General features: G+C 52.7%; 27 protein-coding genes. 7 read left to right on the forward strand and 20 right to left on the reverse strand.

Annotation, left to right across the window (positions count from 1 at the left end):
• Positions 1 to 593 precede the first annotated feature (593 nt).
• Entirely contained in the window at positions 594 to 1,004 is a 411-nt protein-coding gene (locus tag ACCI49_RS02300) for a hypothetical protein (RefSeq protein WP_371837355.1), read from the reverse strand.
• A gap of 125 nt (positions 1,005 to 1,129) precedes the next feature.
• Here ACCI49_RS02300 and ACCI49_RS02305 point away from each other — a divergent pair, with 125 nt between their 5' ends.
• Entirely contained in the window at positions 1,130 to 1,462 is a 333-nt protein-coding gene (locus ACCI49_RS02305; protein WP_371837356.1) for a PAS domain-containing protein, read from the forward strand.
• Between the two features lie 75 nt (positions 1,463 to 1,537).
• Here the strand turns inward: ACCI49_RS02305 and ACCI49_RS02310 are convergent, their stop codons facing one another.
• Positions 1,538 to 2,059, reverse strand: a complete 522-nt coding sequence (locus ACCI49_RS02310; protein WP_371837357.1) for a peroxiredoxin — start codon at positions 2,057 to 2,059, stop codon at positions 1,538 to 1,540.
• Positions 2,060 to 2,227: 168 nt separating this feature from the next.
• On the opposite strand from ACCI49_RS02310, the gene ACCI49_RS02315 reads away from it, so the two are divergent.
• Positions 2,228 to 3,043: a bestrophin-like domain gene (locus ACCI49_RS02315; RefSeq protein WP_371837358.1), complete on the forward strand. Its 816-nt coding sequence runs from the start codon at positions 2,228 to 2,230 to the stop codon at positions 3,041 to 3,043.
• A gap of 18 nt (positions 3,044 to 3,061) precedes the next feature.
• Here ACCI49_RS02315 and ACCI49_RS02320 read toward each other — a convergent pair whose 3' ends face one another.
• The 10 genes from ACCI49_RS02320 to ACCI49_RS02365 all read right to left on the reverse strand — a co-directional run bounded on the left by ACCI49_RS02320 (position 3,062) and on the right by ACCI49_RS02365 (position 12,744).
• Positions 3,062 to 4,141, reverse strand: coding sequence for an AI-2E family transporter (locus tag ACCI49_RS02320; protein WP_371837359.1), 1,080 nt, complete (start codon positions 4,139 to 4,141; stop codon positions 3,062 to 3,064).
• 81 nt (positions 4,142 to 4,222) lie between these two features.
• Positions 4,223 to 4,933: a D-Ala-D-Ala carboxypeptidase family metallohydrolase gene (locus ACCI49_RS02325; RefSeq protein WP_371837360.1), complete on the reverse strand. Its 711-nt coding sequence runs from the start codon at positions 4,931 to 4,933 to the stop codon at positions 4,223 to 4,225.
• 15 nt (positions 4,934 to 4,948) lie between these two features.
• The gene (locus tag ACCI49_RS02330; protein WP_371837361.1) at positions 4,949 to 5,629 is read right to left on the reverse strand and encodes a hypothetical protein; all 681 of its coding nucleotides are present in this window, start codon (positions 5,627 to 5,629) and stop codon (positions 4,949 to 4,951) included.
• 212 nt (positions 5,630 to 5,841) lie between these two features.
• Complete coding sequence (locus ACCI49_RS02335; protein WP_371837362.1) at positions 5,842 to 7,389, reverse strand: phosphoenolpyruvate carboxykinase; 1,548 nt, start codon at positions 7,387 to 7,389, stop codon at positions 5,842 to 5,844.
• Between the two features lie 285 nt (positions 7,390 to 7,674).
• Entirely contained in the window at positions 7,675 to 8,553 is an 879-nt protein-coding gene (hslO, locus tag ACCI49_RS02340; RefSeq protein ID WP_371837363.1) for an Hsp33 family molecular chaperone HslO, read from the reverse strand.
• Positions 8,554 to 8,677: 124 nt separating this feature from the next.
• The gene (locus ACCI49_RS02345; RefSeq protein WP_371837364.1) at positions 8,678 to 9,121 is read right to left on the reverse strand and encodes a DUF4124 domain-containing protein; all 444 of its coding nucleotides are present in this window, start codon (positions 9,119 to 9,121) and stop codon (positions 8,678 to 8,680) included.
• A gap of 27 nt (positions 9,122 to 9,148) precedes the next feature.
• Positions 9,149 to 10,642 carry a S1C family serine protease gene (locus ACCI49_RS02350; RefSeq protein WP_371837365.1) on the reverse strand — a complete coding sequence of 498 codons (1,494 nt, stop codon included), beginning with the start codon at positions 10,640 to 10,642 and terminating at the stop codon, positions 9,149 to 9,151.
• Between the two features lie 87 nt (positions 10,643 to 10,729).
• Positions 10,730 to 11,107, reverse strand: a complete 378-nt coding sequence (locus tag ACCI49_RS02355; protein ID WP_371837366.1) for an RNA-binding S4 domain-containing protein — start codon at positions 11,105 to 11,107, stop codon at positions 10,730 to 10,732.
• 42 nt (positions 11,108 to 11,149) lie between these two features.
• The gene (gene yrfG / locus ACCI49_RS02360; protein ID WP_371837367.1) at positions 11,150 to 11,833 is read right to left on the reverse strand and encodes a GMP/IMP nucleotidase; all 684 of its coding nucleotides are present in this window, start codon (positions 11,831 to 11,833) and stop codon (positions 11,150 to 11,152) included.
• 80 nt (positions 11,834 to 11,913) lie between these two features.
• Positions 11,914 to 12,744 carry a lysoplasmalogenase gene (locus ACCI49_RS02365; RefSeq protein ID WP_371837368.1) on the reverse strand — a complete coding sequence of 277 codons (831 nt, stop codon included), beginning with the start codon at positions 12,742 to 12,744 and terminating at the stop codon, positions 11,914 to 11,916.
• A gap of 18 nt (positions 12,745 to 12,762) precedes the next feature.
• Here ACCI49_RS02365 and cysK point away from each other — a divergent pair, with 18 nt between their 5' ends.
• The 5 genes from cysK (at position 12,763) to ACCI49_RS02390 (ending at position 16,240) form a co-directional block, all read left to right on the forward strand.
• On the forward strand, positions 12,763 to 13,680 hold the full coding sequence (gene cysK, locus ACCI49_RS02370) for a cysteine synthase A (protein WP_371837369.1): 918 nt from the start codon (positions 12,763 to 12,765) through the stop codon (positions 13,678 to 13,680).
• A gap of 38 nt (positions 13,681 to 13,718) precedes the next feature.
• Complete coding sequence (gene cysQ, locus ACCI49_RS02375) at positions 13,719 to 14,558, forward strand: 3'(2'),5'-bisphosphate nucleotidase CysQ (RefSeq protein WP_371837370.1); 840 nt, start codon at positions 13,719 to 13,721, stop codon at positions 14,556 to 14,558.
• 84 nt (positions 14,559 to 14,642) lie between these two features.
• Entirely contained in the window at positions 14,643 to 14,846 is a 204-nt protein-coding gene (locus ACCI49_RS02380) for a hypothetical protein (RefSeq protein WP_371837371.1), read from the forward strand.
• 470 nt (positions 14,847 to 15,316) lie between these two features.
• A complete protein-coding gene (locus tag ACCI49_RS02385; protein ID WP_371837372.1) occupies positions 15,317 to 15,574 on the forward strand; it encodes a type II toxin-antitoxin system HicB family antitoxin in 258 nt (85 codons plus the stop codon).
• 54 nt (positions 15,575 to 15,628) lie between these two features.
• On the forward strand, positions 15,629 to 16,240 hold the full coding sequence (locus ACCI49_RS02390; RefSeq protein WP_371837373.1) for an outer membrane beta-barrel protein: 612 nt from the start codon (positions 15,629 to 15,631) through the stop codon (positions 16,238 to 16,240).
• Between the two features lie 229 nt (positions 16,241 to 16,469).
• On the opposite strand, the gene ACCI49_RS02395 is transcribed toward ACCI49_RS02390, so the two are convergent.
• The 8 genes from ACCI49_RS02395 to ACCI49_RS02430 all read right to left on the reverse strand — a co-directional run bounded on the left by ACCI49_RS02395 (position 16,470) and on the right by ACCI49_RS02430 (position 26,493).
• Positions 16,470 to 18,656, reverse strand: a complete 2,187-nt coding sequence (locus ACCI49_RS02395; RefSeq protein WP_371837374.1) for a TonB-dependent copper receptor — start codon at positions 18,654 to 18,656, stop codon at positions 16,470 to 16,472.
• A 247-nt stretch (positions 18,657 to 18,903) separates the two neighbouring features.
• Entirely contained in the window at positions 18,904 to 19,347 is a 444-nt protein-coding gene (locus ACCI49_RS02400; RefSeq protein ID WP_371837375.1) for a hypothetical protein, read from the reverse strand.
• Positions 19,348 to 19,503: 156 nt separating this feature from the next.
• The gene (locus tag ACCI49_RS02405) at positions 19,504 to 20,121 is read right to left on the reverse strand and encodes a 2OG-Fe(II) oxygenase (RefSeq protein ID WP_371837376.1); all 618 of its coding nucleotides are present in this window, start codon (positions 20,119 to 20,121) and stop codon (positions 19,504 to 19,506) included.
• Positions 20,122 to 20,232: 111 nt separating this feature from the next.
• Positions 20,233 to 21,630, reverse strand: a complete 1,398-nt coding sequence (locus ACCI49_RS02410) for a DUF58 domain-containing protein (protein ID WP_371837377.1) — start codon at positions 21,628 to 21,630, stop codon at positions 20,233 to 20,235.
• Entirely contained in the window at positions 21,627 to 22,631 is a 1,005-nt protein-coding gene (locus tag ACCI49_RS02415; RefSeq protein WP_371837378.1) for an AAA family ATPase, read from the reverse strand. Before ACCI49_RS02415 ends, ACCI49_RS02410 begins: the two co-directional genes overlap by 4 nt.
• The gene (locus ACCI49_RS02420) at positions 22,628 to 23,950 is read right to left on the reverse strand and encodes a DUF4350 domain-containing protein (RefSeq protein WP_371837379.1); all 1,323 of its coding nucleotides are present in this window, start codon (positions 23,948 to 23,950) and stop codon (positions 22,628 to 22,630) included. Before ACCI49_RS02420 ends, ACCI49_RS02415 begins: the two co-directional genes overlap by 4 nt.
• Positions 23,940 to 25,532 carry a DUF4129 domain-containing protein gene (locus ACCI49_RS02425; protein ID WP_371837380.1) on the reverse strand — a complete coding sequence of 531 codons (1,593 nt, stop codon included), beginning with the start codon at positions 25,530 to 25,532 and terminating at the stop codon, positions 23,940 to 23,942. Before ACCI49_RS02425 ends, ACCI49_RS02420 begins: the two co-directional genes overlap by 11 nt.
• A complete protein-coding gene (locus ACCI49_RS02430; RefSeq protein ID WP_371837381.1) occupies positions 25,522 to 26,493 on the reverse strand; it encodes a stage II sporulation protein M in 972 nt (323 codons plus the stop codon). The genes ACCI49_RS02425 and ACCI49_RS02430 overlap by 11 nt, the downstream gene beginning before the upstream one ends.
• Positions 26,494 to 26,495 lie beyond the last annotated feature (2 nt).

Consider the following 26,495-nt stretch of genomic DNA (forward strand, 5'->3'; position numbering starts at 1 on the left):
TGTCCCTTAGATGAAGATAGGATGTCGGCTTTCCTCTGTTGTCAGAGAAAGGGAGTAATAATATTTAGCTAAAAGAGCTCCTTTTCAGCTTTTTCCCGGGAGTCTAGACGTGGATCCGGCGAACATGCTGGCTCAAAAAGTGGCTGTCCCTAAAAAAATAATTCAACTTTTAAAATTACATTGCCATTGGAATTTAGCACTTAATTGTAGTCGATAAGAAAAGGAATGTTATATTTAATTCTGATCGGCGTGGGTAACTCTTATGTGTTTCCCTCAAGCATTAATTCTGAAAATGCTTTCTTTTTTTGAGTTTTCTGGGTCTTTGGCTGTGGCAATGATTCTTAGAGCTTTACCAGGTGTGCTAGACGGGACCTAGTGAATATTGATTCTTTGTTTAAACTCTATTTTACGTTTATCTTAAAAAAATATATGTATTATTGGGGTGGTTGAAGTTAAATCATAAAATATTCAACGCTAAGTTCCGGTCAATAGATAAATTCCTTGGAGTTAAATCTCAATCTTGATGTGTGTTGGGGTGATCAGGTTTGGCTATTGATTTTGAGGGTTGTAACTCCATGGGAAAGTGTATTTTTTCAAAAAGATCCGGCATAAGATTGCAGTGTAAAGTTCCAGTGAGTTGATATGAAATTTTTTGCAGTAAAGGTTGCCAGCTCATCGTCATGACCAGAATTAACTTCAATGTTAAATTCATTATCATTGACTTGGCCAGTAATATATTTTGTATCTACAATGCTGACGGTAATTTTCGGGAGGTTTTCGAATATTTCATCGAAAACTCCGCGTCGAGTGATAGTTGAGGGTGGGGCGCGGGGCTCACAGGGGGGAATAGTCGGCGTAGGCTGAGCAGGTGATGACTTCGTCACATAATCCCCTCCAGTTCCTTCACCGCTGCAGGCGCTAAGCAGCACTGGAAATGTAAGGATAGTTTTTAGAGTATTTGATAATCCTTTCTTGCTTGATAGTGTGAGTATGGGCGTCGTCATGACTTCCTCATAGGAAGTTACACGCCATAATAACGGCACGTTAGTTTTATATGTGAGGATAAATAGAAGGCTTCCGCTATCGTTGAAAAGGACTACACTGGCCAGCGCGATTTTCAGGTGATTTTATGACCGGTAATGAACTTAATGTCGTTAATGATGTGCCATTTCTATTCTGGGTAAAAAATAGAGATGAACAATATATTTGGGGAAACCGCAAGATATGTGAGTTGGCTGGTGAGAACGTGGTCGGAAAGACTGACGACCAGTTGGTTTGGGCGGAGAATGCTGAGGCATTAAGGGAAGCGGACAGGCGTGTTTTTACTTCTGGTGAGCCAGACTATTTACATGAACATGTGGTTAAATCCAGCCAGGGGGAGGAGACTCTAAGCGTTTGTAAGTGGCTTGGGGATTTTGAAGGAGAGAAATGTTGTTTTGGAATCTCTTTCGTCATCCAATGATAATTCCACAGTGGAGTTGGGTAGATAAAAGTGGCCCGGAGTAACTATGTTTGGGCCACTTTCTAAAGCTTCGATTTAAAGCTTGTTTTGTTCTACGCCGAGTTTTCCCAGATTTTTAGCAATATCCTCCGCGCTGGTGGCGGGCTTTATGTCTTTATCAATTTTTAGAATTTTTCCGTCTTTTCCGATATAGACGGTAATGCGTCGGGCAATATTGATCATTGGAATCAACACGCCGTAGGATTTGGCCACTTCTCCGCTGGGATCGCTCAGTAGAGGGAAATCGGCTTCATTTTCTTTGGCGAAACGTGTATTTTCTTCGATCGTATCGGTACTGGCCATAAAGTAAGCGGCATTGAATGCGCGAATTTTGTATCCATTCCTGGCCAGTGATTTGCATTCGACGGTACAACCCTTGGTGAAGGCTCGTGGATACCAGGCGATCACCACCGCGCTCTTGTTTTTGTACTCAGATAAAGTGTGAGTTTTGCCATCCGACCCCTGTAGGGAGAAGTCCGGAGCCTTGTCGCCAACTTCAAGAGCCATCAGTGGCAGGCTAATCAATGCGCTTACAATCAAGGTAATCCAGTATTTCATAGGTTATTTCGCTCTCGTATAGTTGGTGTCTATACTACCGCTGCAGTTTTGTACAAACTAGCAGATTCACCTCCATTGCCTCCCATCATTTGGATTTCCCGAGGGCCCAAGAAAACTGGCTAGCGTCAATCCCTTGAACCAGACTTTCCTGAGTCTGTGAGGGCTCTTATGTATTCGGGAAATATCTTCTATGTGTTACCACTGCCCCTAATCTATCTGATTACGGTGGCACTGGTACTTTGTGCCCTGGCGTTGGGGGTTTTCTGGGGGCATCGGCACCCGAATAAAGAAGTCGCCGATGGGGAGTCCTCAATTGGCAGCGCCGTCGCGGCAACCCTGGGGTTGGTGGCATTCGTATTGGCCTTTACTTTTAACATGGCCGCAGATCGTTTTAATGAGCGCAAGGCTCTATTGTTACAGGAAGTTAATACTATTCAGGCGGCTTATTTGAATGTGGGCTTCCTTGAGGAAATGGAACGAGAACGCGCTCATGGATTGATAGCGGAGTATGTGGATCTCCGTGATTTTGACCCCAGCATACCGGTGAATCCCGCAGATATCGTGCGGAGCGAGGAAATCCAGCGGGAGTTGTGGCAGTTGGTGCAGGATCATATCGCCTGGGATTACAACGCGGATTATTTGCGTCAGTTCGCCGATCCGGTTAACAGGATGATCGATTTACATCGTGCCAGGGTGGTGCTGGGTCTGCAGTATCGTATTCCCGCGCCCCTTTGGCTGGCGCTTTACTTCATAACAATACTTGCCATGCTTGCTATTGGTTATCAGCTGGGAATCAGCCGTGGTGGCTCGACACAGGTGGTACTGGCTTTGGCGCTGACATTCGCTACCGTAATCCTGTTGATTGCGGATTTGGATCGGGCCAATGAGGGAGTGCTTTTGGTTGATCAGGCGCCGATGAGCAATCTCAACCAGCGCTTGAAAGCATTGCGCGAACGGAAGTCAGCGGCTCCCGCCACGCGATAAAAACAACGGGAGCTTCTCTCAGTCGTTGTCTGGCTTTGGAGGCATCAGCATATCTTCCGGATGCACAAACTCTCGCATAAATATTTCCCAGAAGGCGAGGAACAGGGCTGCGAGCAATGGACCTATGGCGAAGCCGCTAATGCCAAACATAAATAGGCCGCCCACGGTAGAAAACAGCACTAGGTAGTCTGGCAGCTTGGTGTCGCGCCCCACGAGTATGGGACGCAACAGATTATCCACCAGACTGATAACTGCAAAACCGTAGGCGAGCAATATGGTGGCTTTTATCGGCTCCGAGATTGCGTACAAATAAATTGCCGCGGGAAACCAGATTAGTGCGGCGCCTACTGCTGGCAAGAGAGACAGAAGTGTCATTAATACCCCCCACAAAAGTGGGGCGGGTAAGCCGAGTATCCAGAAAATAATACCGCCCAGGGTGCCCTGGGTAATGGCGACTACCAGATTGCCTTTGATCGTTGCTCGGGTTACTTCGGCAAATTTGGCCAGTAGCAGATGTTCACGCTCATCGCCCAGGGGCAAGGCGTGGATAATCAGGTTGACCAGTCTCTCACCGTCGCGTATTAGAAAGAAGGTGAGGTAGAGCATTAAGCCCAGCATCACAAAAAAGTTAACGGTGTTTTGTCCCACCTCAATCGCATTTTTTGCGACGAAGCTTCCTGCATTCATGACACCGCCGAGGAGGCGCTGTTTGGCCTCCTCAATATCCACTCCAATGCCCTCGAGCATGTCATTAACCCGTGGGAAAGCGCTGCGAATTTGTTCCAGGGACTTGGAAACGTCAATTTCCCCATGCTGCACTCTATGGTACAGAGATACCGCCTCATTAATAAAAGAGGTCGCCACCACTAATACTGGAATTACTAACAGCACAATGCACATAAATAGGGTTAGCAGCGCCATTGAATTGGGTGAGTTAGGGAAGCGCTGCATCAGGAGGCGATATACAGGATAAAAAATCAGCGCGGTGGCACATGCCCAGAAAATGGGTGTGAAAAAAGGTTTTACCAGTAGCAAAAAGGCTACTGATACCAATAATAGTGAAAGGATAAAAGAGCGCCTTTCTAATTTTTCCTGCACTGGAATTTCCTCTGCTGCTGCAACCGCCCTGCGGTATTGGGCGCCTTATTCGTGCTCTATCTAAGCAGATGCAGGAGTGGTTTACCAGCGCCTGTAACCACAGGTGTCCACGTGAAAACGAATGCCTTTATAGATGCCCAGGCCCATATTCCATTGCTGGCCATTGCGCTTATGGATATCCCTAAGCACTGGCACCAGCTGCTCACGTGAGAAGTTATTCTGGGGAACTATATCCAGGCCGCAAAAGTGTAAGTGTTTGCTGCCTCTGGAGCCGCCCGCTTTACTGTTATAACTGGTGGTTCGCCAGCCGGAGATCACTGTCACGGGGCCGATACGCGGTACGATTTCCTGTTGCAAGGCCCTCAGGGTGTACACCATGGCTCCCCAATTTTCTGCCGGAGGGATGGCAAACGGCGGTTCGTCCAGATCTTGCCAATCGCTGCCCTGACGCAATAATTCAAATGGAGGCACCACTTGGTCTACCTGGTTAAGTCGTAGGAAATCTTTCAGCCGGGTGAACAGGGCATAGTTGCTTTCCCGCTTGAGGAATTGACTAAACGCGCGTTCGGAGGCGGCCGGGTATCCCTGGATGTCATAGACCTCAGGTATTTCTGGCAGTGGCAATAAGTCTATGGGACTAATTAGCCTTTCTCGCAACTCTCGTGTTCTATCGGAAGTAAACAGTGTTACTACGATAATGGCTGCGAGCAGGATGGCGCCAAGCAGGAGCAGCCGGCGGCGCTGAGTCCGAGGGCTGATGGAGCAGCGTTGTGTTTGATCTCGAGTATCCATGGGCAACTCCGCCAATTACCAGGTGCGATAGCCGCAAGTGTCGATATGGAAGCGAACCCCATCACCAAGTCCGAGACCGAAATTGCTCTCTGGACCCAGACGTGCGTGAAGGGCGCGTAATTCTTCTGCCAACTCCCTGTGGCTAATATTGGATTTCGGAATCAGGTCGAGGGCGCAGAAGTTGCGATGCTGGGCTTTGTCACTGTGTTCCAGCTTGCGGTTGTAGCTGTCACTGCGGAAGCCGGAAATCACTTCTACCGGACCGATCAGGGGCACTATCTGATCCCGTAACAATTCCAGGGTGTCAGCCATGTTGTTCCACTGGTTCCGGGGAGGAATGGAGAAGGGGGGTTCCTTCAGCTCTAGCCACTCATCGCCCTGGCGAAGCAGATTTTTAACCGGGGTGACCTCGCCAAGGCCTCGATCTTCCAAGTAGCGCCTCAGGGCTTCCACCCGCTCTCGGTTGCTGCCACTGCGCAGGAAGTTATCAAAGCTCTCCTCGCTGGCGATGCGGTAGCCTTTTACTTCTTCGAAGGGTTTTTCCTGGGATTTCAGATGGAGAAAGAGCCACAGTGATAGCAGTATCCCTGCCAATAGTAGGGTCAGGCAGCCCACCACCGCTCGATTTACCCTGTGACCGGGTGGCTGGTGGGGGTACAGTGCCCAGAAGCGGGTAAAAGAGTTGCCTGTGGACATGGATTACGACGTTTGCTCCCAGGGTGGCTTTGCGAACGAAAGTTTTTCCTGCAGACGTCTATTTCGTCGGCGCTTGTTTAAACACTATAGCCGCTAAATTCGACAGGGGTGGGAGCATGGTGGATAGAAAAAAGCCCCGGCATCTGATGGTGACGGGGCTTTCTTTACCTTGGCGAACTGGTGTCGCCGAAAGGCGGTTTAGAGTGGAAAACTCAGGCCTTGGGGCCCGCGTTCTTCACCTCTTCACTAACATTGAACTTCTCGATGTTCTCGGCAAACAGTTTGGCCAGCTTGCCGGCCTGGTCGTCGTAGGCTGCCTTGTTATCCCAGGCTTCGCGTGGGTTCAGGTAGGCCTTGTCTACGCCCGGTACTTCCAGAGGAATGTCCAGGTTCAGGGTTTCCAGGTGCTCGGTGGCGGCACCTTCCAGCGCGCCGCTCTGGATAGCGGCAACTACTGCGCGGGTTACAGGGATCGGGAAACGCTTGCCGCTATCGCCTGAACCACCGGTCCAGCCAGTATTGACCAGGTAAACCTTGGAGCCGAAGTCTTCAATGCGCTTCATCAGCAGGTCGGCATACTCGCGGGGAGCGCGCGGCATAAAGGGTGCGCCGAAGCATGTGGAGAAAGTCGGGTGAATACCGGCTTCTGCACCCAGCTCGGTAGAGCCAACGCGCGCGGTGTAACCAGACAGGAAGTGGTATGCCGCAGCCTCTTTGGAGAGGATGGATACCGGGGGCAATACCCCAGATACGTCACAGGTGAGGAAGATTACGTTTTTCGGCTCTCCGGCGCGGTTCTCCAGCTGACGCATTTCCACGTGTTCCAGCGGGTAGGAGCAGCGGCCATTTTCGGTGAGGCTGGTGTCACAGTAGTCAGCAGTGCCATGTTCGTTAGTTACCACGTTCTCAACAATGGCGCCGAAACGAATGGCATCCCAGATTACCGGTTCATTCTTCTGGCTCAGGTCGATGGTTTTCGCGTAGCAACCACCTTCCATATTGAATACTGCACCCTTAGTCCAGCCGTGCTCATCGTCGCCGATCAGGTAGCGTTCCGGATCGGCGGAGAGGGTGGTCTTGCCGGTGCCGGACAGGCCGAAGAACAGGCAGGTGTCGCCGTCTTCACCAACATTGGCGGCGCAGTGCATGGGCATTACGTCTTTCTCCGGCAGCAGGAAGTTCTGTACGGAGAACATTGCCTTCTTCATTTCACCGGCGTAGCGCATGCCTGCCAGCAGGACTTTGCGCTGGCCAAAGTTAATGATGACACAGCCTTCGGAGTTGGTGCCGTCGCGCTCGGGTTCGCAAACGAAGTTCGGTGCGTGCAGGATGCGCCACTCTTCTTTGCCCTTGGGATTGTAATTTTTGGCACGGATAAACATGTTGCGGCCGAATAGGTTGTGCCACGCGGTCTGGGTGGTAACGACAACCGGCAGGTAGTGATCCTCATCCTGGCCCACATGCAACTGCTGCATAAAATTGTCGCCACTGGTGACAAATGCCTCAACGCGATCCCACAGGGCATCGAACTTGTCCTGTGGGAAAGGGCGATTCACATTGCCCCAGGCAATACTGTCGGCGGTGGAGGGCTCTTCCACAACAAAGCGATCCGCAGGGGAGCGACCGGTGCGGGCGCCGGTTTCGGTGACCAGTGCACCTGTGTCAGATAATTTGCCCTCGCCGCGCGTTAGAGCCTGCTCTACCAATTGTGCTGGCGATAGGTTCTTGAAAACCAGCGCGGTGTCGTCGATCTGTGCCATTCGTCGATTACCCATGAATGTTGGATGGTAAAAAATATTAGGGGCCGTCCAAGTATTAAACAGCCAGGCAAAATTTGGGGGGGCGCATTATTGCAAAATTCGAAATAAGCGGGTAGCAAGTTCGTTCACTTTTTGTACTTTGACATCGCTGTCATTATAAAATTAGTAAAATTAAATTCACTTTGTCTATGATGGCGATCGCTAACATTTGCTGTGCGAATTATGGTGGTTGACAGTCGCAGCAGTAGTCGGCGAGGGAGACTTCGCCTCGCCGGTAGAGATTCTTCAGTGCAGTGTGTGGGGAGGGGCGCTCAATAGGGATTCGACCTGATTGCGGTCAAAGCGGTACTTGGCATTGCAGAACTGGCAGTTAGTGACAATTTCGCCACCCTGTTCATCCAGCAGCCTGTAAATATCCTCGGCACCCAGGGAGATTAGAGCTCGAGCGCTGCGCTCCCGAGAGCAGCTGCACCTGAAGCGAATGCCATCGGTGCCTAAGGTTGCCGGATTCAGCTGGTGGAATAGGCGGTGAATCAAATCCTTGTGGGGGACTGTGAATAGCTCCTCGGCAGTGACAGTATCTGCCAGATGCAGCGCTGTATCCCAGGCATCTCGATTCTCTTCGGCGGTGGCGGCGTTATTGCCCGGAAGGACTTGTAACATAATGCCACCTACGTTGCTGCCATCACACTCCAACCAGAAGCGCGTGTCCAATTGCTCAGACTGGGCGAAGTAGTCTTCCAGACAGCCGGCCAAACTTTCTTTTTCCATCGGCACTACACCTTGGTAGCGCTCACCGCGTTTGGGCTCCAGAGTGATAGCGAGGGCGCCGCGGGAACCGATAAGTTGGTGCAGAGTGGCGTCATCGCTGATCTGGACACCTTCGGCAACCCGCGCGATACCGCGTAGGTCACTGTGGTGGGTAGACTCCGCCATGATAAGGGGTACATTCCCCTCTCCGCGGGCCTGTAGGCTGAGCACGCCATCAAACTTGAGGGTGGTAGAGAGGAGGCAAGCGGCTGCGAGGAACTCTCCCAGCAGGCGTGCCACCGGTGTTGGCAGGGGATTGTGCTCCAGCACTTCGCGGTAGGATTCAGTAAGGGTCACCATCTGCCCGCGGATATCGTGTTGGGAGAAGATAAAGCGTTCCAGCTGATCGGACATAGAGCGAGTGCCTCGGTGTTAAAACCGCGGAATTTTAGAGGTGTATATGCCTAAATGGTAGCTGGCCAGGGAAATTCCGGCGCCGACAGCGAATCTGCCGGCTGAGGTAGTGTTTGCACTGGGCTTAACCGCAGCGTCTTGAGATCTCACGTTTGAACTTCTCGGCCATTTGCTCGCGATCGCGATCAGAGTAGTGAACCTCCTGGCCATCCTTATCGAAAAACGCTACGCGCCCGTTAAGAATATTGAGGCGTCTGCGCGCCTCAGTGCAGATACGCTGCTTTTCCTGTTGGCGCTTCTGTTGTTCCTTCTGTTCACGCTGTTCGTACTCACGCTCAATCTCGCGCGGTTGGCGGCTAACAGCGGCTGTGCTCAGCGGCGCTTTGGTGGCGTCGACAGAGTTGATCGGGCCCAGTTGTCTGGAAATATCTTGTGCTTTTGCTCCTGCTGGTCGGCGGTCACTGAAGTGTACTTGGCCATCTTCGTCGACCCAGCGGTAGAGTTCACCGGCATTGGTAGCGGCAGCCAACAGTAGGCTGCCGAACAGGACTCCTTGAAATTTTTCCATGGCTTCTCCCTGGCCGCGTTGTGGGTCTTACTCTTCTTTGTTGGCCAGCTGGCTAAACAGTCCCTGGGAATGACGCTGCGGAATATGGTAGGTCTGCAAAATTAGGGGCTCCTGCTTCTGGGCTTCATCAGCATCCAGCACCATACGGTAGCCGGAGCGATCGCGCAGATCTACGAAGTCGCCTTTATTGGTTTCCATCAGCTGGGCAAATTCATCGAAGTCGGCAACGCTATGGCCATTCACAGAATCAATAATCCAGTTTTTCCAATCGTGGTAACCCAGGTTGACATTGGCTGGCAGGACTTTAAGAGCCACCACCAGTTCGCGGCGTGTCTCTTCCCCCCATTGGTTGCGTGCATACAGGTAGTCGATGGGGGCTTTGGAGTGCCAATTGTTGCCCCAGCGCTTGATCAGGTTCATGTTCAGGGGCACGAATACCACACCGCCATAGATGTAGTAGCGTGGCTGTTGGTCAAACTGTTCGCCCAATACGAGTGCGCGTGAAGGCGGTGCGGCAGCAAGCGCTACTTGCGCGGTTTGCTCTTCTCCATTGCGGGAAAAGCGTACTGGCAGTTTGTCCCCTACATGGTGGCGGTCCACAGCATAGTGGTAGTTGGTGCGCTGGTTCTCACGCCATTCTACGGTGCGATCGGCTGCCACCTTGAAGCCGTCCACCTCCAGTAGTACATCGCCGGGCTTCAACACTTCTGCGGCGGGGGCATCGGTGAATACTTTGACCACCATGGCGCCGTCCTGGCTTTCACGGAGTCCGGCTGCCTTTTTCATGGATGGACTCTCCAGGCTCTGGGTAACTACACCCAGTTCGGGAAAGCCCTGGTGTACCCCGTCTTTGGCATCTTCGAGGACGTGGGCGATCACACTTGGTGGAACAAAATAACCAAGGTTTTCCGCGCTCTGATTAGTCTGCATGGCCACACCGACGATACGTCCGTTGGAAATGACAGGGCCACCACTGTTACCGGGGTTGATGGCGGCGTCGATCTGCCCGGCCATCAGGTAGCTCTCTGCATGGGCGTAATATTGGTGCTCTACCCGGGACAGGACGCCGCGGGTAATCGACAGGGATTTACCGCCGATGGGGTAGCCGTAGACCGTTACCTCCTCTTGCAGATCCGGCAGCTTACCCAGTGCCAGGGGGCGGGTGTCGTCGAAGAAACTATCGTCATCCACGGTGAGCAAAGCCAAGTCGGCGTCGTGGGAAACGAACTTCACCCTTGCGCGGAATTTCCTCGCATCTCCGTGGCGTTGAACCTGGATAAAGCTGCCATTGGCTATGACATGAGCGTTGGTAAGAATCTGCTTATTGCGGATTACCGCGCCGGAACCGGATAGCTGTTTGGGGTTCAGCAGAGCCCAGGGATTAAAGTAATCGGGAGCGGCGGCAGTGGTGTAGATTTTGATGATCGAGCGCTTTAGCTGCTCGTGTTCGCGGCTGTCTGCAACGGCAGTCTGCATACCGAGCAGAAGCAGCAGGGAGATGGCGATTAGTCGTTTCATCATGGCTGTTATCTATCGGGTTACAAATGGGGCCAGTGTAGCAGTTATGGGAAGGGATGGCGGAATTTTCACCACCTTAGTCATTTGAGCCTACTTCTGCTCGCGCAGGAAGCGGTGTATCTGGCGGCGCTGTTTTTTATTGGGGCGTTCGTGCTGAATGCCGGCATTGGCCGCCTGACGCTCAGTGCGCTCCCTCTCGCGCCTGGCAATACTGCTATCGGTCTCGCAATATAGGGTACGAGCGATATCGGCACCGCGGCGCTGGTCGGACAGGGCGACGACCTCAATCTCCACTAGATCCCAGCCCTGGCGGATGCTTAGAGTGGCGCCAACGGCCACCTCCTTGCTGGCTTTAACTCTCTGGCCATTGGCATGCACCTTACCACCTTCAATAGCCTGCTTGGCGAGGCTACGGGTTTTGAAAAAACGTGCGGCCCAGAGCCATTTGTCGATACGTACTTTTTCCATCTATTCCGAAACTGTCATTGAGTGTTTGACCAGGGGGCAGCGTCACCCATGGCCCGGTTGAGTAGCGCCGATACCAAGGGCCATAATCTCGTCGAAATGGTGGATCGCTGGGAAGTCGGTGATCTCTCGCCTCGGTCCACGACTATCAGGCTGGCGGATACATAGCAAGTGGGCAATGCCGTAGTCCTGTGCGGCAGCCAGTACACTCTGGTTATCGTCGACAAACAGGGTGCGCTTAGGGTCGAACTCCACCTCCTCCCGCAATGCTTGCCAGAAATAACAGCTCTCCTTGGCGTGCCCATAGTCGTGGGAAGAGATGATGTCGTCAAACCAGCGGTCGATACCAGTAATTTCCAGTTTGTGGTTGAGCCCCTGGCGGTGTGCATTGGTCACCAGGAAGGTGGGTTTGCACAGTTGCTGCAGCCCTTGCAGGAAGGCCTCCGTATGAGGGCGCAGAGCGATGCGCCCCTCGATTTCGCGCAGTATCGATAGGATATCCAATTCCAGGGTTTCTGCCCAAAAGTCGAGGCAATACCACTCGAGGGTGCCACGGCGGGCATTAATTTCCTGTTGCAGCTTATGCAGAGCTTGCTCCGGGTCCAGGCCGTGTACCTGAGCGTAGCGTCTGGGCAGGTGGTCGAGCCAAAAGTGATTGTCGTAATGCAGATCCAGCAGCGTGCCGTCCATATCCAGCAATACGGTATCAATACTTCGCCAGTCGAGCATGGAGTCTGTCTACCTCTCTGTGATGGGGGTGGAAGCCACAGTGTAGTTGCCCGATAAGCTTCCTCCGAAGAAGGTCTGCATTATGCCTGGGCGCGACGGGTACCGTACAGAATGATGAATTGCGCGGCGTAATAGGTGAACATGATCGCCATATCAGCAAATGGCACTGGCGCAAGAAACTTGTTCAGGGCGATGAGCGTATCGGACAGCATAAAGATGAGTGCCCCGCCGAACAGTAAGGCTGACTGTCCTCGGTGCGCCGCGGCTGCCAATGCCATGGCAACAATGGCTAATAGGTAAACCAGCACTGCCGGCGCCAGCTCTGCAGAGGCTGGGAGAATCAGGCGAGCCAGGAGTAGTGCTGCCAGGATTACCGGCACAGCGCGTAGCAGGCTGCGCCGGTTGCGGAAATCGGCAAAGCGCAAGAAGTTGGCGGCATAGAACAGCTGAGCCATTAAAAAGGCGCCAAGGCCAAAGATAAACTGATCGGGGAACTCCAGTTCCAACAACACATCGCCGAGGGCGGAAAAGGACAGGGCCAATAAGGTGAGGGTAAGGGTAAGGCCCTTTAGCTGGCCCAACGCCATAGCGCCAAGAATTGCGATGGGCAGGGCTTTTAGAGAAGCCATCCACGGGCCTTGCACTCCAAGACCCTCAAGCAGCATAAAAAAGCCAGCACATAGGATAAATGCCGCCGGTAGAAAGTATCCAGGCTGCGGTGCAGCGGAGATACTAGTGGTCATAGCGATGCTCTTATTGTTATCGGTTGTCATTGTCTTGAAGGAATCTATCAGTTTTTCTAGGTCTTGGTCTATTGTCCCCTGAAACTCACGCGAGTCGCCATCTGGGTTACTATTCGCGGACAGGAATTTACTACCCTGGCAGGCCGGTTTGTTTGCCGGGTGTGCCATTTACGGAGAGCTTCATTGATGAAGGCAAGCAATATTCTGGAAACTATCGGCAATACCCCCCATGTGAGAATCAATCATCTGTTCCGCCCCGATATCGAAGTGTGGATGAAAGTGGAACGTTCCAATCCGGGCAGCAGCATCAAGGACCGTATCGCTTTGGCGATGATTGAGGATGCGGAGCGCCGTGGTTCTCTGCAGTCTGACAGCGTGATTATTGAGCCGACTTCCGGCAATACTGGTATTGGCCTTGCGATGGTGGCGGCCGTCAAAGGTTACCGTTTAATTCTCACCATGCCGGAATCCATGTCGGTGGAGCGCCGCCAGGTGATGAAGGCCATGGGCGCGGAGCTGGTACTCACACCCAAGGAGCAAGGCATGGGTGGCGCTATCGCGAAAGCCGAAGAGTTATTGTCGCAATATGAGAACAGCTGGATGCCCCATCAGTTCTCCAATCGCGCCAATGTGCAGATACACCGGGAAACCACGGCAAAAGAAATTTTGGCAGATTTCCCTGACGGCTTGGATTATCTGGTAACCGGCGTGGGGACTGGCGGCCATATCAGCGGTTGTGGCGAGGTGCTGAAAGAATCTTTTCCCAAGTTACAAGTATTTGCAGTCGAGCCAGAAAAATCCCCGGTGATTAGCGGTGGTGAAAAAGGGCTACATCGACTGCAGGGAATCGGCGCCGGTTTTATCCCGGAAATACTCAATACCGAGGTGCTCGACGGCACAATTCTTGTGAGTGAAGAGGACAGCTTTGAAATGGCGCGTCAGTGTGCACTGAAGGAGGGAATATTTGTAGGCATTTCTTCCGGCTCCAGCTTAGCCGCGGTAAAAAAGCGCGAGGGCGAGTTCGCGCCGGGCAGCCATGTACTGGTATTCAGCTATGACAGCGGCGAGCGCTACCTTTCAATTAAAGATCTTTTTTCCGCCTAAAACTTTATAATAACGGTCTCGAAAAATAGGAAGTTCGAATGAATAAGGCTTTATTGGAGCAGGTAATAGAAATCTGCGTAAACGCCGGCGAGGCTATTCTCGAGGTTTACCACAGCAGCACCGAGCTGGAAGTTGACACCAAGGCGGATAATTCCCCTGTGACGGCGGCAGATCTGGCTGCGCATAAGATACTGGCCCCAGCACTGGCACAGCTGATTGAGGGCGTGCCGGTATTATCTGAAGAGCAAGAAATTCCCTCCTTTGAGGAACGTAGCCGTTGGCAGCGCTATTGGATTGTCGACCCGCTCGATGGCACCAAAGAATTTATTCGCCGCACCGGCGAGTTCACGGTGAATGTCGCTTTGATTGACAACGGAGAGCCGGTGCTGGGGGTAGTGTATGTACCAGTACTGGATATCACCTATGCCGGTTGTAAGGGCAACGGCGCTTTTAAACGCACAGAATCCGGTGAAACGGATATCCATGTGCGCCCCCTCAAGCCGCGCCTGGCTGCAGGCGAGGCAGTGGAGCTGGTTGCCAGTCGCAGTCACGGCGCAGGTGCCGTAGATGAGCTGGTTGAGCGTATCGAATCCAAGTTGGGTACGGCGGTCTGTAAAAATATGGGTAGTTCGCTGAAGTTGTGCTTGGTGGCTGAGGGCGCGGCGGATCTCTATCCGCGACTAGCGCCGACTTGCGAGTGGGATACCGCAGCGGCTCAGGCGGTGGTTGAGGCCGCTGGGGGCACTGTGGTTGATGACCAGTTCCAGCTGCTGCGTTACAACAGTAAAGACTCATTGTTGAATCCGTATTTTTATGTGATCGGCGACACTTCCTTTGGTTGGCAGGAGTTACTAGCGAGTAAATACACAGTGAACTAAGATTGCCTTGCCCCCGTTGTCCTATGGCGGGGGGAATGACTTCCTCTATAAATGCGCTCTTGCGCAACAATAAAGGCCGGAAATATGCCCAGTCCGGTAAAATCGGGTGCAACCCGAATTAGTGAAATACGCTGCCTGCGCCGGGAGCTGGAACAGGAAATTGACTGGTTGCAGCGCCAGGTGGAAATGCTTGCTGATACAATATCGGAAAACGAAACTCTGCTGAGGCGCACCTATAACGGCATGATATTTTCACGCCGAGCATTATTGGGAAGGATGCCACGCTGAAAATTGTCGGCTTTGACCTATGGGTAAAATGCCGGAAGGCTGACTTATCCCGATTTGCCTATCTCTCAAAATTGTCCCCTTTGTTTTATCTGCCCTCGGGATTGCTATAGGTGAACACTAAAAAATACCAAGCAGAGCTTTTGGAGGCACATTTCATTTGTTTCGTCTGGGGTTCAGGTGTACCCGTCGAAAGAACCTACTACTGGGTCAAAAGGAAAGAATACACTGCGCTCGCGACGCGCTGTGAATACATCCCTGTAAGCTCGTAATCGACATCCAGGCCTCATACGGTCCCGAGCGCAGTGTATTCTTTCCTTCCCTCTTTTTAGTAATTGTTCCATTTGCCAGGTGCTGAAGCTGGGAAATTCAGCCATTAATTCTGGAGCTTGTTGATTTTCCTTGTCAAAAATTCTCCTTGTAATTGAAATCCGTCTACGCTTTGGAAAGTTAATGTATAAGAGTATTTTCCAATGCGCTATCCGGTTGTGCTTCACAATATTGAATACGCCGGCTTTGGTGCCATAGCGCCAGATTTGCCGCATTGTCATTGTCATGCCGAAACCCTGGACGCTGCCCTACAAAAAATGGCGGAAACTATTTTCCTGCGCCTAGAGGAATTGCGTCATGCCGGAAAACCCATGCCCAAACCTCAGGAGGTGGATACTCTGCGGGAAAATCCAGCTTTTGCAGGTGGCATCTGGGCCATCATCGATGTAGAGAGCATCTAGATAAGACGATTGGTATTTATCTGTATTGGGATTTGTTTTACAAGGAAGGATGTAATGAGGATGGTTTTGTGTGTTCTGGGTCTGCTGTTTGCTCCAGTGGTTAATGCGGTGGAATGGAACAACCCATTCGATGGTATTCAATCGGGGGAATACAGGGTTATCAGCACTCTGGGTTTGGGTTCCGGAGAGCAGCAGCTCACCAACAACCGGGATTTTTTTGGTTATGTCAGTATTGGCATTACCCCGGCAGTGGGGGTGTGGCAGGTGGAATTGCGAGCCTCCCGTTTTGATGACAGCTGGGTTGAGGTCAGGCAGGTAGGGCTAAACTTTAAGGTGGATTTTACCCTAAATTGCTATCTGCAGTGTCTTTACTGGATGGTTGGTTGGAATTATGCCGATATTGAGTTAAACAATGTGCGCAAGCACGGTTACTGGTACCACCGAGGTAATAGATGGCAATATCAGTTTTACGATGACCGCTTTATACATGTGTTTAATACTAATGGCAGCGATACTTTCTGGAACTTAGGTGTTGGCTACCGGTTTATGTGGACTCCGGATTTCGACACTTCCATTGAATATAATTACAATGACATAGCTTCCGTACGAAGGGTAAATTTAGGACATTTGCGTACATTGACTGCAAATTTTTCCTATCGATTTTAAAAAAGGGTGGACTATTTAGTGAGTGATTCGAGCTTCCCTTGGGTGGTGCGTTGGTGGTCAGTGATAGCTCAACTATTGTTTTGTAAAGTGTAATCGACAGCAATTGCACTGGTAAATTTATTTCCTTCTTTATTTAAATCTTGAGGGCGCTCCCATAGGAGCGCCTTGTTAATGTATATTTTTCCTATAAATTCAGAGCAAAGAGTTTGCTCCCAGAAAAACTGCGATTCTAGATACGGTAAACTGTTTTCAGCCAAAAGGTACGGCCCGGTTCATTCACCCTGGTGATCTGTGGAAAATTGGGTATTTCTGCGCCGGCGCGGCTTACATGCTCAGCGTAAGTTTTATCCAATATATTGTCGATGCCGGTGGTGATCAACAGGTTTTTAATTGGGCGCCAGCCTGCGTTGATGGACACTACGTCGGCAGCATCTGTGGAACCGAAATCCTGACCAATAATATTGCCCTTGCCGGCATCTACACGGTTCTGGCGGGCTATAGCCCGCCACAATATTCCCGCTGACCATTGGGGCTGTTCATAGTGAAGCCCGAGGCGAGTTTCCAGGGGGGGGAGCTGAGCCAGGGTGGTTTTATCAGTATCATTGGCACCGCGTACCGAAGTCAGGGTGAACTCCGTGCGCCAGTATTCACTCAGTTGGTAGCTGGCATCCAGTTCCAGTCCCCAGGTACGCGCCTGGATATTGCGCATCACCGCAACAGTGCGCATATCTGATGAATTCCCCATACCGTTGTTCATTGAAGGCATGGCGTCAATATCCGTCATGATCATCATTTTCTGGTAATCATTTTGAACCATCAGGTAATCACGAATATCACTGGCATAGGCTGAAATGCTGGCAGAGATTTTGTCATTACGATATATATATCCGACATCCAGTTGGGTGGTTTTTTCTGAGTTGATCTCCAGCGCGCTATAGGAATTCTCTGCTTCGCGAGCGAATATCTCCCAGTAGTCCGGGAAGCGTTCACTGTAACCCAATCCGGCATAAACTGTTGTTGAGGTGTTGGGAGCATTTTGCGACGTCCATTCATAGCGCAGGAAGCTGCTGGGTAAAGATTCCGAGCGGCTTTTCCCAGCAGTTGGGTTTTCAATAGCGGACATCATGGAAAGTGAAATAGTGTCGCGGAGGTCGCGCACCTTCCATTTATCCAGCCGGGCACCGGCAATCCAATGATGGTCGGGAGTCATTTCCCAGGTCGCCTCGGAAAAAATACCTAGCTGGGAAAATTCGGCATCTGCATCCCGGTCCAGCTTGCGGTAATCCACCATTTCCTGGTTCATGCTCATGCGGCTGGTATGGCGGTTCTCACGGGTATCAAGGCCGGTGGTTAATTCGATATTTTCTGAGGGGGTAAACAATAGGCTCAGTTTGGCTCCAATGGTTTCGCTGTCCAGGTTCATAGAGGTTGGGTTGGTTGTCATACCAGAGGGTTGGCGCAGGCTGTAGTTATCCATGACGTGGTCGATGTAATTGAAATAGCCCTGTACCTCAATGGCATTCAACAGGTCGCCAATATTGCTAAGGGTATACTTGGCCTTATAACTGTCCCGAGCAAACTTGGTGCCATCCACCCCGCGGTCAGCGTAGGCTGCTTCGCCATCACTAAAGCTGCTATCTAACTCCAGGCGGGTGTTGTCATTTGGCGTCCAGGCCAAACTCACCTTACTACTCCAGCGCGCGTAATTGGAGTGTACCTTGTTGCCATCGCCGTCTTCATAGTCATCGGCAGAGGCTGACGTGGCTGAACCGCCCAGGGAAAAGAGGGGTGTTTTATAGGCGATATCGAATAGACCGTCCCTGTGTTCGGCGCTGCCACCTAGCAGGCTCGCATGCATATCCCACTCATTTTCAACGGGGCGATCCCGTAGCTGTTTGAATAATACTACCCCTGCAGAATGGCCGGGGCCGTGTACAACAGATTGGGGTCCCTTGATGACTTCGATCTCATCCAGGCTCTCTGGAAATATGTAAGCGGTGGGTGGGTCCATGCGGCCTGGGCAACCTCCCATAATTGATTCACCGTCCAATAACATCCCGAGTCTTGAGCCGCCCATGCCGCGAAGTAATGGATCACCACTAGTACCGCCTTTACGCACTACGGAAAAACCGGGAATGGTTTTCAAGTAATCGGCGCCATCATTGGCTGGCAGAGGTTGGCGGGGCATTTTTGGATCTGTAACCAGGTTGAGAGGCAGTTCTGTTTTTACTCCGGTGACAACCATATGCTCCATTTCCCTGTTGCTGTTATCCGCCATCTCGCTAGCGAGTAGATTACTGGAGTAAGTACAACTGGCGATAATCACTAGACTGAGTGGCCTAGGCAGGTGAAATTTATTGGCGCACTCTCCAAGTTCATTTGATTGATAGGATTTAACTTTTACCTTCTTTTGCATGATGACTTTTCCATTCTTGGGCTGCGCTACAGGCGCAGACAAACGCGCACTCTCTAGATAGAAGGCGTGCGCAGATTGCTCCTGCTGACTGTTCGGCCAACTGGAGCTCCTCTATTTTGAAGCGGCGCGTGCAGGCATAACCGGGCCCTACTTGTAGAAAGCAGTTAGCGCAGGCCAACTCGTGGAAGCACGTATAGCCTCGGAAATTCACGGCAAACGCTGCCGGGAGAAATTTTAAAAAGCGGGTTTAGTGAGGAGGGGCTCGGATAAGAGGGCGGGTGTAGGCGCTGGAAGGTGCTAAGGTGAAACTAAAAGGTGACGTCGCAACAACTGCCTCTGCGCTTGGTAAACCCAGATCCGTTGCGGGTGCACTGACAATATTGGTAACGACAGAGAAACTACAGTAGTTGTCGGCAAAAGAATGGGCCGTCAGTGTATTGTGGTTGTGACCATCAAGGTGATCTGCCTGATGGCCGTGATGGTGTTGCTGTATCGGATTGGTTAGCGCATTTAACAAAAGGGCGCTACGACTGTCTCCATGGCAGAGGCCATAAGGTGTACCGGCTGCAAATGCAGCGGGCATAAATCCAGCAGGTACCAAGCCACGGGCACTAAGGAAAACCAATAAAAGCAGCATCGCCTGCCATCGGGACAGGCGCGGATAGTTTTGGAGGATACGCTTGCGGCTCATAAATAGCGGATCTGCTGCTTACCGAAGTTGGTTTATTGCCTCGGCGAAAACTGCTAACAGGTTACCTTCTAGGAGAGAAAAGGGCTACATCTCACTGCAAACTTTTGATACCAAATAATAATTAGAAAATTATCAAAATATGGTTATGAAAATAAACTATTTAAACCAAGACTTTAATCGAGCGCTGATACCGTGAAAAAATTGATGCTTATTTTTCGCTCTGTTCCCGGTAAGGAAATTGATCTGGATTGACTGTCGTTTGCCCTCGAAGCTGGGGTAACCGTGCCAGCAATTATCTGTCACTTTAAAGGCTAATAGGGAGCCGGGGCCGGGGAGCAGTTCATCAGTATAGTCTTCCATATTGTCTCCACTACGCAGGATACGCAATCGCCCAGTAGCTGCTGTCCACTCCTCGTTGAGATAGACAAGTACAGTGATTAATTTACTTTTTGAGTCTGTATGGATGCGTCCGTCTTTTGCCCGGGAGTATCCGCGTAGTGTGGCCATCATAGGCTTATCCGACAGGTCCAGATCAAATTTCTTCCCAAGAATACGTCGTATCTCTACGCTGTCGAATTGCTGGATAAAGTGACGTAGTCGTTCAGAAGTCTTTACATCTTTAATATTAAAACTGCCGCCTTTATGTAGAGGGGGGAACTCCTTAATGAGAGCTGTAGCCTCGTCAGAGGCCAAGGATCGCTCCAAATAGAAATGGGGGAATGGGGAGGTTTTTACCTCCGCATGGATAAGCTGATCGATAGTGAGTTGGGACATGGTCAGGTTACACTCCCTGTGTTTTGGGATTGTTGTTTTTAGAACATCGCTATTATCTCTTAATTGGTACCATCTATATCAAGTCGAACAAGTTTTAGATGGGGCAGCCTGTTAGATTTTGCCGCTGCGCTTTAAGCGCCAGTAAGCTTCTACCAGAGCCTGGTGTAATAGCTCGGGGCGAGAATCTACGACTAGAACATTACATGCTTGCAATTGTTTCAACAGGCGCGTGCGTCGGTGTAAAAAGTCCATTGCCGCGGCACTGTCCACAGCCCCGGAAAAATCCTCGATAGGCTTTTGCGTCAAGTGATCGACCGCCGTTTCCCTCAAGCTTGCCACCATCACCAAGTGGCGGCGAGTGAGTAGTTGCACCGCGGAGAGTAGCTCGACGCTGTCCTCATCGCGCAGGTTGGTAATCAGGATCACCAGAGAGCGGCGTTTGTGCTTGGCCAGTAGTTGTTGGGCGGCGCCGCTGTAGTCCGCACTGCCGGTTCCGGAGTGCAGGTTATAGACATTATTCAGCAACAGATTGATGGCACTCTCACCTTTAACCGGTGGCAGTTGTCCGCCGGAGCTGTTATCGCCGGCAGCAAAGGCGTGCAGGCCGACGGCATCCCCTTGCTTAATAGCCACGTAGGCGGATAGCAGTAAACCGTTAAGGGCGTGGTCGAAATGGCTGAGTTGCCCGTCTTTGGCGCGCATGCGGCGGCCACAGTCGAGCATATAGATAATTTCCTGGTCGCGTTCGTCCTGGTACTCGCGGCTGATAAGTTTGTGCAGGCGGGAGCTGGCCCGCCAGTCCACCTGGCGCTGACTATCGCCCAGGCGATATTCTCGCAGCTGGCGAAAGTCCATGCCCTCACCTCGACGCTGTTGCTGGTGAATGCCCAGCATGCGTAGGGTTTGCTCACTGGAGAGCGCCTGTAGTGAGGATATGCCAAGAAAGTTGGGATAGACCTTTACCGATTGCTCTCGCCCCAACCAGGCGCGGGTTTGCCACAAGCCCCAGGGGGAATCGGCGAGGACCTCGATTCGACCAAAATTTGCGCTGCCGCGGCGGTGGGGTATCAAGGTGTACTCGATAGTAACTTCCTGCTCCGGTTGCAAATGCGCCTTGCGGGGTAATCCAGTTGTTGCCAGTTGCTGCGGTACACTGTCGCAGGCGAATAATTGCAGGGTGTGCGGACTGTTATTACGCAACTTGAGGTGGGCACTGTTGCGCACACCCAGGGCCAGGTTGCCCGGTAGCCGGCGCTCGCCCTCAAGGCCCATAACCCTGCGGCTGGTAAGGAAATCCAACAGCGCGGCTCCGATCAACAGGGCCCCGCCGGTCCACCAGGCGGTCTCGATAAGTGCGCTACTTTCGGGAAACCAGATACGGGCCGCACTGATCGCCAGAGCTGCCAGGCACCAGTAAGCGAGAAGTTTTACCAGGCGCCGACTAGGCCCCCGACGGCCGTTTTGGGGCAAAGTTTTTTGCGTCTCTGTGGCTGCAGCGCTTTGGGTCACAGGCGCGGTGCCTCGACACTGTCGATAATCTGTGCCAGGGCGCTATCTGGGCTTTCACCGTCAATCTCCATATCCGGGGACAGACTCACACGATGGCGCATTACCGGAATGGCCATGGCCTTGATATCGTCGGGCAGAACAAACTCGCGTCCCTGTAACAGGGCACTGGCGCGGGCGGCCTGCAGCAGGCCGATGCTGGCACGGGGACCTGCCGGGCTGCGCAATTGGGAGGCCTCGCGGGTGGCGCGAACCAGTCGCACCGCATACTCCAAGACCTGTCTATCCAATTCAACCTGGGGCACCAGGGCTTGCAACTGCTGCAGCTGCTCCACGGTGATCTCCCCGGCCGGCTTTTTCTGCAGATGCTTTTCGATACGACCGCTGCTGACGGCGGCGGCCAGCTTTAGCTCTGCCTCCAGGCTCGGGTAGTCGATCAGTATCTTGAGCAGGAAGCGGTCGAGTTCTGCTTCGGGTAGCGGGTAGGTACCCTCCTGTTCAATGGGATTTTGGGTGGCGAATACCATAAAGGGATTGGGTACCGGCAGCGCATTGCCATCGATAGTGACCTGCTTCTCCTGCATCACTTCCAGCAGTGCCGCCTGGGTTTTGGCCGGGGCGCGGTTGATTTCGTCCGCTAGCAGAAGGTTGGTAAAGACCGGGCCACGGCGTACCTCGAAGCGACTCTCACCCATGTTGTACATGGCGTGCCCGGTGACATCCGCAGGCATCAGATCTGGAGTGAACTGAATGCGACGGAAGCTGCCCCCAAAGCAATTGGCCAGGGTGCGTACCAAAAGGGTTTTACCGAGGCCGGGTACGCCTTCCAACAACACGTGGCCAGAGGCCAGCAGGGCCACAAGCACTTGATCGACCACTTCTTCCTGGCCGATTAACAGGCGGTTGATATTGTTGCGCAGTAATTGTAATTGCGCGGAGGCGGCCTGCCAGTCCGGTGTTTCGCGGTGGGTTTGCTGTTCTGGTTGAAGGGTAGTGTCGCTCATAGGACTGCCTCGATTCGCTGCAGATTGCGCATTTGTTCAGTAAAAGTTTCTTCGCTGGATGCCGGTGTTCCCCACAGGCTGGCGATGATGTCGTATTCGCTAAGGCCCGTAGCAGCGCTGAGCTTTTTGGCCAGCTTGTGTCTGGCGTTGGAGTCGGCCTCAGAGGCTCGAAGCTGGCGCAACAGTTCTGAGCGATGGCCGCGCAACAGCTGCTCGCACTGGTCGTCGTGCCAGTAGTAATGGCCACAGGCGGAGATATGTTCCAACAGGGATCGACGCGCGGTTTCCGGTGCCGGTTGCAGGGGGCCAAATTGACGTGCACGCAGCAATAACCAGGCGAGCAGGCTTAAGGCACCGGCAAGGAAAAATTCCAGGGCATATTTATGCGCGAGATAACCCAGCGACTTAAAGTGTGGATGGGTTAGGAATACGAAATTGCCGTCTCCGGCCAGCAGTTGCAGAAAATAGGCGTGGTCAAAGTGGCCGATACGGTGAGATTGCCAAATCCCACTGTCGGTCATCAGGGTGATCACGCCGCTGCCCCGCTCAAATTGCAGAAAGGGTACGCCCTCGTCGTCGCGCCACACCTTGGCCCAGAATACCGGTGGCTTGTCGACGGCGCCATCTTCGAGCCCGGGGTGGTAGAGCAGGTAACTGGCGTCAAAATGTAACTGGACTTCTGCCCCCTCGTCGGTGGGCAGTGTGACCAGATCCTCGGGTTCCACATCCGGGTTGCGGGGTTTTTCCGGAAGAGCTTCAGCGTCGGTTTTCTCTGCTTCAGTAATGCCTTCATCGATTTTGCGGTTGTACTCGCGCAGGGCTTCTCCGGGGCTCTGTTTCGGACTCAGCTCTGCATTTTCACCGAGTAGAGGCTGTAGAGGGTGTTCGAAGTGGTAGTTGCCATGCCCCTCCACGATGGAGACATCCAGTGCTTCCAGCAGCCAGTCGCGTTCCTCGTTGTGCTGCTGGTCAAAGTCAAAGCCCGCCGTGCGTGCCACTACGATGGCATGGCCACCGCGGCGCACCCAATCCAGCAGTTCCTCTACCCGCTGTGGGTTATAGACTTGCGAGGAATTGGCAATAAACAGGGTGGCATCTGGGGAGAGTCCACTCAGTACGGAAATATTTTCTGCCTGACGGGGTTTCAGCCCTACAGAGGCCAAGTATTGCTCCGCGGCCAGAAACAGATTGCGTTGCGCTTCCGAACCCCAGCCTAGGTCCCGTTCAACTGTGTAGCGCTCAAAGAAAGTGAAAAACCCCCATACCATCAGTGCACAGAGCAATAGTGCCGCGCCGATCAGCAGACGTTTAACGGTCATTGCGGAATACCTCCTGCCACTTCTGACACAGTGCACTCACACGTGTATCAGCTGGATGGCGATGGGCATAGGCCAATTGCTGCCAATCAGCGGTGAGGTGCTGCACAAACTGACTTAACGGGGCGCTCACCGAGGGCAGATCCGCTTTGGGTTCTCGCTGGCGTTTGTGTACCAGTTGGGCACACTCACTTTCGGTGAGGTGATCGCCGAAGTGAAACTGGAAGTCCTCAATCAAGTGGGACAGAGTGGCGCGGTAAAGCAGGCCGAGGCCGGCTCTTTTTTCGCCGGCCTGCCACAGGCGCAGTACCTCTGCACACACATCGTCGGGCAGGCTGGACTGGCACACATCAAGTCCGAACAGGGTTTCTGGTGAGGCAACTTTCGGCTTTCGCTTACTCTGCCAACCCAGGCTGTTGAGGATGGCCTCATGATGGCGCCAACCTAAGTAGAGCAATCCCCCGATAACGCCAATCCACAGCAGGATCTCGATCAATCGGGCAATAGCGGGACCCCAGCTAAAATCGGGGGAGTCATCGGTATCAAGGGAGCGGTCATACAACCATTCAATAAACTCGATCAGCCATTCAGGGATTTTCTGGGTTTCGCTGTCATTGGCTCCCCTTTCTTTTAAGCGCCAGCCCTCCACCTGCTGGATCTGGTGAAAATCCTCGCCCGTGAGAATTTTATCAATGTGCTGTTGTGCTTGTTGTGGTGTTTCCAGGGTATTGGCCTGGGTTTTCGGCGCCGGCATCAGAGTGCTGAGCGCGAGTGCGAAAAACATAAGAATTGAGGCCACGTGTGAGCCCCTGGCTGCGCTCCTTTGGCGCGGTTGATGTTCGCGCTGATGGCGCTCGGCTAAGTCGCGGAACTGGATTTCGATATCCCAGCCCTCCAATTCAATGCGTCGGCCGATATATAGGCAGAAACCGGAAACAATATAAAAAGGGGCTACTGCCGCCATGATAAATAAGTAGAGTGTGTTGGATGCCCACTCCAGCGCCAGAGTGTCCCCCCGGAATAGGGGCTGCCAATCGATAGTTTCTGCAACCTGCTCGGGGATAAACAGATAGATCAGAGTAAAAGCGCCGATTAGGAAAAAAGATTCCAGGTGGAAACCTGTCAGAGTCAGCCAAGTGGCGGCACCGGAATGCTTGCGGTGGAGGACGTCAATACGTGCACTGCGCTTAGTCCCTCTAGATTGCTCAAGCATGGTGACCGGCATATCGAATGAGCGGGTCGGACTAAGACGGCGGATGGAGATCCAGGCCAGCCAATCGTGGCGGTTTTGCGTAAAAAACTGCTTTAGGGCGGCCGGTGCAGATACCGGCGAGCCGAACAGGGCGCGGCTCACTATAAAGAGTGGCAGTCGGTCAAAAACGGGTTTGAGCCACCAGACAGCAAACAGAGACCACCCCGGAGAGCCGGGGAACAGCCAGGCGAGGGCGCCCAGTAACAGGGCTGCCGGCAGCAGCCATACCAGGAATAATGGCAACCAGTATTTTCTCGCCAGGAGAATACCCAGGTCGATGGATTCCCAGGGGGAGCGCAGGCGTGCGCGCACGGCTAGATCCTTAAGTTGCACTTGCCATCTCCCTGCGCCCGGCTAGCGCGAAGTAAGCGAATACCAGCAACCACAACAGGCCGCCGACGCCGAGCTTGATATTGATCGGAGTCGTTGCGCTGGATGACCAGAAAGCTTCGAGGAAAGCGGCGATTAACAGCATCAGAAAAGTGCCGTACATGATTTTCATGGCTTCGACACTGGCTAAGCGCAGAGCCACTGAACGCCGGTATTGCCCCGGGTCTACCAGTGAGCGCCCGAGCAGCAGGCCGGCGGCACCGGCCAAGACTATGGCAGTCAGTTCAAAGGCGCCGTGGCCAATTACAAACGGGTAAAAAGTGGAGATAAACCCCACCCGCGTAATATGGCCAAAAACGGCCCCGAGATAGACGCCGTTGAAGGCCAGAAAAAAAATAGAACCCAAGCCAAATAATATGCCCCCGGCAAAAGTGCGGAAGGCAATACCGATATTGTTCTTGATGTAGAAGCCAAACATGCCCAAATCGGTATCGGAGCCGCGTTCACGGCCCAGCACATGTCTGCCGGGGTCGTACATGGACTCGAGTGAAAGCACATCCTCTGGCCCCATCACTGCATAAATCAGTGCATCGTTGTAGTAGGTGCCGACACCCATCACCAGGGCCGGCAGTAAGAACAGGGCGCAGGCCAGTGCTACAGTGCGGCCATTGGCTCGAACTGCTTGAGGAAAACCGGCCAGCAAGTAGTGCAGCCAGCCCTTGCGGCGCAAAGTCTGCTGGCGGTAGACCCGGTGATGGGCGGCCATCACCAGTTGGTTGAGGTGGTCGATCAGGCGGCTGGTGTACTGCCGTTCCTTGGCCACTGCCAGCTGTTGGCACAGTTCACGATAGGATGCAGGCAGGTCCAATTTGGCCGCCTTTGTGTCTTTGCCATCGTCTTTCAGCCAGGTTTCCAGTTGCGCCCAGCTCTCGCGGTGGCGGTTCTCGAAATCTCTCTGTCGCATAA

Source organism: Microbulbifer epialgicus (genome assembly GCF_041447265.1).
Taxonomy (GTDB): domain Bacteria; phylum Pseudomonadota; class Gammaproteobacteria; order Pseudomonadales; family Cellvibrionaceae; genus Microbulbifer; species Microbulbifer epialgicus.

Bases quoted from the DNA above. Each gene is read 5' to 3' on its own strand.
- ACCI49_RS02405 (WP_371837376.1), bottom strand. From the start codon at position 20,121: ATGTCCCAACTCACTATCGATCAGCTTATCCATGCGGAGGTAAAAACC.
- ACCI49_RS02310 (WP_371837357.1), bottom strand. From the start codon at position 2,059: ATGAAATACTGGATTACCTTGATTGTAAGCGCATTGATTAGCCTGCCA.
- ACCI49_RS02355 (WP_371837366.1), bottom strand. From the start codon at position 11,107: ATGGAAAAAGTACGTATCGACAAATGGCTCTGGGCCGCACGTTTTTTC.
- ACCI49_RS02305 (WP_371837356.1), top strand. From the start codon at position 1,130: ATGACCGGTAATGAACTTAATGTCGTTAATGATGTGCCATTTCTATTC.
- ACCI49_RS02325 (WP_371837360.1), bottom strand. From the start codon at position 4,933: ATGGATACTCGAGATCAAACACAACGCTGCTCCATCAGCCCTCGGACT.
- ACCI49_RS02420 (WP_371837379.1), bottom strand. From the start codon at position 23,950: ATGACCGTTAAACGTCTGCTGATCGGCGCGGCACTATTGCTCTGTGCA.
- ACCI49_RS02395 (WP_371837374.1), bottom strand. From the start codon at position 18,656: ATGCAAAAGAAGGTAAAAGTTAAATCCTATCAATCAAATGAACTTGGA.
- ACCI49_RS02315 (WP_371837358.1), top strand. From the start codon at position 2,228: ATGTATTCGGGAAATATCTTCTATGTGTTACCACTGCCCCTAATCTAT.
- ACCI49_RS02415 (WP_371837378.1), bottom strand. From the start codon at position 22,631: ATGAGCGACACTACCCTTCAACCAGAACAGCAAACCCACCGCGAAACA.
- cysQ (WP_371837370.1), top strand. From the start codon at position 13,719: ATGAATAAGGCTTTATTGGAGCAGGTAATAGAAATCTGCGTAAACGCC.
- yrfG (WP_371837367.1), bottom strand. From the start codon at position 11,833: ATGCTCGACTGGCGAAGTATTGATACCGTATTGCTGGATATGGACGGC.
- ACCI49_RS02335 (WP_371837362.1), bottom strand. From the start codon at position 7,389: ATGGCACAGATCGACGACACCGCGCTGGTTTTCAAGAACCTATCGCCA.
- ACCI49_RS02300 (WP_371837355.1), bottom strand. From the start codon at position 1,004: ATGACGACGCCCATACTCACACTATCAAGCAAGAAAGGATTATCAAAT.
- ACCI49_RS02430 (WP_371837381.1), bottom strand. From the start codon at position 26,493: ATGCGACAGAGAGATTTCGAGAACCGCCACCGCGAGAGCTGGGCGCAA.
- ACCI49_RS02380 (WP_371837371.1), top strand. From the start codon at position 14,643: ATGCCCAGTCCGGTAAAATCGGGTGCAACCCGAATTAGTGAAATACGC.
- ACCI49_RS02345 (WP_371837364.1), bottom strand. From the start codon at position 9,121: ATGGAAAAATTTCAAGGAGTCCTGTTCGGCAGCCTACTGTTGGCTGCC.
- ACCI49_RS02385 (WP_371837372.1), top strand. From the start codon at position 15,317: ATGCGCTATCCGGTTGTGCTTCACAATATTGAATACGCCGGCTTTGGT.
- hslO (WP_371837363.1), bottom strand. From the start codon at position 8,553: ATGTCCGATCAGCTGGAACGCTTTATCTTCTCCCAACACGATATCCGC.
- ACCI49_RS02400 (WP_371837375.1), bottom strand. From the start codon at position 19,347: ATGAGCCGCAAGCGTATCCTCCAAAACTATCCGCGCCTGTCCCGATGG.
- ACCI49_RS02365 (WP_371837368.1), bottom strand. From the start codon at position 12,744: ATGGCACACCCGGCAAACAAACCGGCCTGCCAGGGTAGTAAATTCCTG.
- ACCI49_RS02330 (WP_371837361.1), bottom strand. From the start codon at position 5,629: ATGTCCACAGGCAACTCTTTTACCCGCTTCTGGGCACTGTACCCCCAC.
- cysK (WP_371837369.1), top strand. From the start codon at position 12,763: ATGAAGGCAAGCAATATTCTGGAAACTATCGGCAATACCCCCCATGTG.
- ACCI49_RS02390 (WP_371837373.1), top strand. From the start codon at position 15,629: ATGAGGATGGTTTTGTGTGTTCTGGGTCTGCTGTTTGCTCCAGTGGTT.
- ACCI49_RS02350 (WP_371837365.1), bottom strand. From the start codon at position 10,642: ATGATGAAACGACTAATCGCCATCTCCCTGCTGCTTCTGCTCGGTATG.